This is a genomic window from Bacillus sp. 05T22 (assembly GCF_056396765.1).
On record NZ_JBFTMC010000025.1, the window covers coordinates 46439 to 52614 of the forward strand.

Genomic DNA, 6176 nt, shown 5'->3' on the forward strand with positions numbered 1-6176 from the left:
GAAAAGAGGAGACTATATGAATCATTTATTACAAGTTCGAGTAACTGGAATTTTGATTGAGAAAGAAAACCTTTTAATTGTAAAGCAAAAAGTTTCTGATCGAAATTGGTCTTTACCAGGCGGAAGAGTAGAGGGTGGAGAAATGTTAGAAGAAGCTATGATTCTAGAAATGAGAGAAGAGACGGGATTGGAAACTAGAATTAAGAAATTACTATATATTTGTGATAAACCGGATGTTACGCCATCACTAGTACATATTACGTTTTTACTTGAAAGGGTGTCGGGAGAAATAAAGTTACCGTCTAATGAATTTGATCATAATCCAATCCATGATGTGAAGATGGTACCACTAACAGAATTACGAAATTATCATTTTTCTGAGGCATTTATCGAACTTATTGAAAAAGGATTTCCTAATGCAGGAACTTATCAAGGATTGAAACAAAATATTGGCTTGTAAGTAGATAAAAATCTAAAGGATAGCATCAGGCTATCCTTTAGATTTTACTTTAAAAAGTTTCTTGTGATAAATGAATAAGATGAGCTAGAAATTCTTCACCTGTAATAATTGCTTTTCCTCCGCCGCGAGCGCTTTTTTGATTACCGCCGCCTTTTCCTTCAATAGTAGGAAGAGCATTTTTCAAAATTGTATTCATGTTTGCTGTTACCGCTTTCCCGCATGCAAGAACGCATTGTAATTTTTCTTCATTTTCGGTAACCAGGTATGTAATAGAGTTTTCATTTTGTTCGGTAATGATAGCTGATAATTTCGTGATTTCCTGCATGGAACGATTTGTAAAGACTTTAGAAATGAGTGTTCCAGCATGTATGTCTATGGATTGTTGCAGCAATTTATTTGCTTCTACGAAAAGTAGTTTTTCGTTCATAGTTTGTAGTGCTTTTTCGCTTTCTTCTTGAGAGGTAAGAAGCTGGGTTACTTTATTTGGAATATCATTTTCACTACTATTTAACTGTTTGGAAACGTCTTTAATAATTTGTTGATGACGCTCCATTAACTTGAGTACACGCCATCCTGCAACAAATGTTAAACGGATACCACCTTTATTTCGCTCCCACCCTATTATATGAATTGGCCCCACTTCACCTGTATATTTTGGATGTGTACCACCACAACCGTTATAATCATAGTTTTCAATGATTACAACGCGAATATTTTCTGTAATTGTTGGTTCTTTTCGGAGCGGTAACTGTTTTGCTTCCTCTAAGTTCATCCATTTAATATGGATAGGATGATTTTCAAAGACAATTTGATTTGCAATTTGGAGTGCGCTAGTGGCTGTTTCTATCAAAAGCTCAGGCGTGTCTAAATCAATTGTTATCGTTTCTTTTCCAAGATGAAAACCAATTGTAGGAATGTCAAAATGATCCCAAAATGCAGCGGATAGGATATGCTGAGCTGTATGTTGTTGCATATGATCAAAACGACGCTGCCAATTAATTTTACCTGTTACTTCTTTTGTATGTAATTCACTTGATATAAAATGACGGATTTCGCCCTCAACTTCCTCAACATTGACGACGGAAGCTTCATTTAATGTTCCTGTATCATGTGGTTGCCCACCGCCAGTTGGGTAAAATGCTGTTTCTGTCAAAGTRACATATAATTTTTCTTCGCTATCATAGGCCTGTTTAATAATTTGAGCTGTAAATGTTTGCTGATAGGCATCGATGTAATATAATTTTTGGTTCACTTTCGTACTCCTTTCTATCTCACTAGTTTCATTGTAAAGCAATCTAAATAAGTTTCCTAATATTTCAGAAGAAAAAACCTCTTTTTTAGAATTTTCTTGCTATAATAAGAAAAAGGGAATATACGGGGGTGGATGAAATGCTGTATGAAAATGGCGTAGACAAATTGATTCGTCTCAATACAAATATTTCTGAACTATATCGAGAATTACATGATATGACTCGGACTTTAATGGAGTGTAATCGAGAAAGTATAATATTCGATCGGTTATATGTGAAAGAGTTATTATGGAAAAAAGAAGATGTGTCCGCTATGTATGATCAGCTTCTCGTTCAGCTTTGTATCAATGAATGCTTTGATTTAAAAAGTGTCATCACTGGTGAATACAAATATACGTATGAGGAAGTGGAAAATGCGGTTCTTGAATTTAATGAAAAGTATGATGTGAACATCCTAATCAAGGACGTTTGCAAAGAATTACAGTTTACATATGGTATTGACATGGAATTATCTAGGACAGCCAAGGTATAATTATATTTACTATAGAAACAGGGAAAAGAAAGCTGTTAGTTTGCTTTCTTTTTCTATGCATATGTATGAAGTAGGGTTAGAAGGTTAATTTTACCCCGCATTAACGGACAGTAATCCTCCCTATCTCAAGGTTCAGAGAGAAGCAAAGAAGATAGGTGGGGGGATGAAGAACCCCACACTGATGGAAGTTTCACTTTATATAAAATAAAGAAAAAACAGGGTAGGAAAAATTAGTAACAAACTTTTTCCACTCTGTTTTTATATAACGTTTTAATTAAAAAAAAGAACTTTTTTCTCATGTTCATTTGCAACTTCAGTTTTTGAAATGTGTATGGCAAGAAAGCCATTTTCTAAACAGGCTAGCATTTTTTTATAGATGATGTTAGCAGGTAAAGAAATTGTTCGTTGCAAGGACGAGTTCTTATGAAATATATGAATTGCTAGGCCTGTCTCCATCTTGTTTATAAGTACATTTTGTTCTGACACATTAGGGATATCAGTTTCTAAAATATACTCTTGCTCCGTTTCGCAAAGATCAATGTGGATGTGATTAGGGAAACTGAAGTTGTCGTATGAATCAGAGCAAAACTGATCCATCCATTCTTCAAAACCATCAACATGAAAAAGACAGTTTTTCTTTTTCTTGCCCATGTAAGACACCCTCCGTAAAGTCTCAATTCATATTATAATATGCATTAAGAAATTAGAGGTGAAAAACAAACTAGAAAATATGTTGAGTGGTTTGTTGTAAATAGCTTAAGTGAGAAGGACAATGCATGTGCATTGTCCTTCTTTTACATATCGTGATGCGCGTGATTTTTTTGTCTTGAATGATTTCGGTTTTTTACTTTATGTGACCCACTTAGCGGCTCAGGTTGCCCAGAGGGCTGTCCTTTTTTTGTGTTTTGACGAATAGACTTGCTATTGTTTTTTTCCATGTTGTGTTGCACCTCCTTCTTGTATTTAGAATGAGAGAACTTTGTAAATTTATACGAGAATGTTTTTATGAAAAAAGGTAAAGCTAAGTAAGACTAACTATAACAGAAAGGGGAAAGCGTATGCCGTATCATAAAGATAAACAGCAAGCTTTTCAAGCCGCACAACAAGGAGTCGTACAAGCGGAAAATTTATACAACAATATTGTGAAAAATGACCCGAATTATGGTCAGGATTTAAAGCATTTACGCCAAGAAGTTCAAGAGGCATATGAACAAATTCAAAATGCATTGGAAGTAGCATCTGAAACACAACGTCCACAACTTGAGCGGTATGAAAGTAATTTGCAAAACATTATACGAGATGTGGATCTGCTAGGCGATTGAACAGGTTGTATGAGTTCAACAACCTGTTCAAGTTTGGAGTCAATATGTTGAAAAGAAAAATTTCTGTAATAATCATTTGTTTGGTTTGTGTAGTACATATATTTCAAGTGGACAAAGTAGAAGCGAAAATGCTGATGAGAAAAGAATTAGAGCCTACGGGTTATGTAACGTGGGAGGTACCAAATAACGAGAAGATAATTGCAATTACATTTGATGATGGTCCGGATCCTACGTATACTCCGCAGGTGTTAAAGCTATTACACCAATATAAAGCTGAGGCAACTTTTTTTATGATTGGTTTTCGGGTTCAGCGGAATCCGTATTTAGTTAAGCAGGTGCTAAAGGAAGGACATGAGATTGGAAATCATACGATGAATCATTTATATGCTAGAAGTGCATCTGATGAAAGATTAAAAGATGATATTTTAGCGGGGAAAAAGTATTTACAAAAGTGGGTAAAGGAGCCGCTACTTTTCCGTCCACCAGGTGGATATATTAACGATGCAGTTTTTACAACGGCAAAAGAAGCGGGTTATCAAACCGTTTTATGGTCTTGGCATCAAGATCCAAAAGATTGGGCAAATCCAGGAACTGAGTCCATTGTGAATCATGTTGTGAAAAATGCGAAGAGCGGAGATATTGTGTTACTGCATGACGGAGGAAATGATCGTAGTCAAACGGTAGCTGCATTAGAAAAAATCCTGTCGGCCCTTCAAAAGGAAGGGTATCGATTTGTGAAAGTTTCGGAATTGTTACGTTATAAGCATTAAATAAAAATCCCAAAAGGATTTCCTTTTGGGATTTTTCATTATTGATTCTTTTTACGTTTTTTATTATTTTGACGCTGAGCTGGTGTTAGTGGCTCGTTTGCGAATTCTTCATTATAGCCAGTTCCTTGTCCTTGTGCTGATGCAGCATTCATTCCTGAAATTACATGATTTGCTTTACGTTTACCCATTTATTTTCACCTCTACAATGTTTTCTTTATAAAAATACTTCTCTGTTCATTACATGTATGAACAGAGAAGAAAAGCTCCAAAAAGAAAGCTTTACTTTATGATAATAGTATTCATAAGGAGAGCGAATACTATTCGGATTTAGAGAGATAAAGAAAACTTATGATAAACCATAAGTTTCTTATTATTTACTTATTTAGAAAGTTGTAATAAGATATTATCGTAAGGTATTGAAAAATTTGTCTACATTTTATATTCAGACAACTTAGTCACGTTTAACAGGGGGGAAACATAATGGTCAAACATAATCCATTTCAATCTCGTGAAACATTTGAAGTAGATGGAAAAACGTATCATTATTATCAATTGAAAGCGCTTGAAAACGCAGGGGTTGGCAACGTATCAAAATTACCGTATTCAATTAAAGTTTTGCTTGAATCTGTACTTCGTCAAGTTGATGGACGTGTAATTACAGAAGAGCATGTTACAAATTTAGCGAAGTGGGGAACGAAAGATGTTCAAGATATCGATGTTCCATTTAAACCATCTCGCGTAATTTTACAAGACTTCACAGGTGTTCCAGCTGTCGTTGATTTGGCTTCACTTCGAAAAGCAATGGCGGACATGGGTGGAGATCCTGATAAAATTAATCCAGAAATTACTGTAGACCTTGTAATCGATCACTCTGTACAGGTTGATAGAGCGGGTACAGCAGACGCGCTTGAATTCAACATGGACTTAGAGTTTAAACGTAATGAAGAACGTTATAAATTTTTAAGCTGGGCACAAAAATCGTTTGATAACTATCGTGCAGTGCCACCAGCAACAGGTATTGTACACCAAGTAAACCTTGAGTATTTAGCACCAGTTGTTCATGCGGTGAAAAATGCTGAAGGTGAATTAGTTGCATATCCAGATTCATTAGTGGGAACAGACTCTCATACTACAATGATTAATGGTATCGGTGTCCTTGGATGGGGCGTTGGTGGTATTGAGGCAGAAGCAGGGATGCTTGGACAACCTTCATACTTCCCAGTACCAGAAGTAATCGGTGTTAAATTAACTGGTACACTTCCAAGTGGTACAACAGCAACAGACGTTGCGTTAAAAGTAACACAAGTGTTACGTCAGAAAGGTGTAGTTGGTAAATTTGTTGAGTTCTTCGGTAGCGGACTACAGAGCATGCCTTTAGCTGACCGTGCAACAATTTCAAACATGGCACCAGAATACGGTGCAACTTGTGGATTCTTCCCAATTGATGAAATTTCATTAGATTACTTACGTTTAACAGGAAGAGACGAAGAACAAATTCGCATTGTTGAAGAATACTGTAAAGCAAACGGTTTATTCTATACAGCAGACAGCAAAGATCCAATTTATACAGATCTTGTTGAAATTGATTTAAATACAATTGAATCTAACCTTTCAGGACCAAAACGTCCACAAGATTTAATCCCTCTTTCAAACATGAAAGATGAGTTCCATAAAGCGGTTGTGGCACCAGTTGGAACGCAAGGACTTGGGTTCAATGAACAAGAATTTGATAAAGAAGTGAAAGTTGCATTAAAAGATCAAGAAGTAACGATGAAAACAGGTGCAATTGCAATCGCTGCGATTACAAGCTGTACAAATACATCTAACCCATATGTATTAATT

9 protein-coding genes are annotated in these 6176 nt (G+C 35.7%); 5 read left to right on the top strand and 4 right to left on the bottom strand.

Annotation, left to right across the window (positions count from 1 at the left end; translation table 11 throughout):
• The first annotated feature begins 16 nt into the window (after positions 1–16).
• Complete coding sequence (locus AC1DIT_RS10960) at positions 17–460, top strand: NUDIX hydrolase (protein WP_016131802.1); 444 nt, start codon at positions 17–19, stop codon at positions 458–460.
• 49 nt (positions 461–509) lie between these two features.
• Here AC1DIT_RS10960 and AC1DIT_RS10965 read toward each other — a convergent pair whose 3' ends face one another.
• A complete protein-coding gene (locus tag AC1DIT_RS10965; protein WP_077294950.1) occupies positions 510–1730 on the bottom strand; it encodes an alanyl-tRNA editing protein in 1221 nt (406 codons plus the stop codon).
• 119 nt (positions 1731–1849) lie between these two features.
• Between AC1DIT_RS10965 and AC1DIT_RS10970 the strand changes: the two genes are divergently transcribed.
• Positions 1850–2242: a hypothetical protein gene (locus tag AC1DIT_RS10970; RefSeq protein ID WP_016115727.1), complete on the top strand. Its 393-nt coding sequence runs from the start codon at positions 1850–1852 to the stop codon at positions 2240–2242.
• Positions 2243–2512: 270 nt separating this feature from the next.
• On the opposite strand, the gene AC1DIT_RS10975 is transcribed toward AC1DIT_RS10970, so the two are convergent.
• Complete coding sequence (locus AC1DIT_RS10975; RefSeq protein ID WP_016115726.1) at positions 2513–2893, bottom strand: Hsp20 family protein; 381 nt, start codon at positions 2891–2893, stop codon at positions 2513–2515.
• 143 nt (positions 2894–3036) lie between these two features.
• Positions 3037–3180 (bottom strand): small acid-soluble spore protein P, encoded by a 144-nt coding sequence (locus AC1DIT_RS10980; RefSeq protein WP_000414451.1) that lies wholly within the window; start codon positions 3178–3180, stop codon positions 3037–3039.
• Positions 3181–3300: 120 nt separating this feature from the next.
• Between AC1DIT_RS10980 and AC1DIT_RS10985 the strand changes: the two genes are divergently transcribed.
• Complete coding sequence (locus tag AC1DIT_RS10985; RefSeq protein ID WP_016131800.1) at positions 3301–3564, top strand: hypothetical protein; 264 nt, start codon at positions 3301–3303, stop codon at positions 3562–3564.
• 44 nt (positions 3565–3608) lie between these two features.
• Positions 3609–4334, top strand: a complete 726-nt coding sequence (locus AC1DIT_RS10990; protein WP_016115724.1) for a polysaccharide deacetylase family protein — start codon at positions 3609–3611, stop codon at positions 4332–4334.
• Positions 4335–4372: 38 nt separating this feature from the next.
• Here the strand turns inward: AC1DIT_RS10990 and sspO are convergent, their stop codons facing one another.
• A complete protein-coding gene (sspO, locus tag AC1DIT_RS10995) occupies positions 4373–4522 on the bottom strand; it encodes a small acid-soluble spore protein O (RefSeq protein WP_003199101.1) in 150 nt (49 codons plus the stop codon).
• Positions 4523–4814: 292 nt separating this feature from the next.
• Between sspO and AC1DIT_RS11000 the strand changes: the two genes are divergently transcribed.
• The coding region (locus AC1DIT_RS11000) for an aconitase family protein (protein WP_476998189.1) at positions 4815–6176 on the top strand (1362 nt) is incomplete at its 3' end.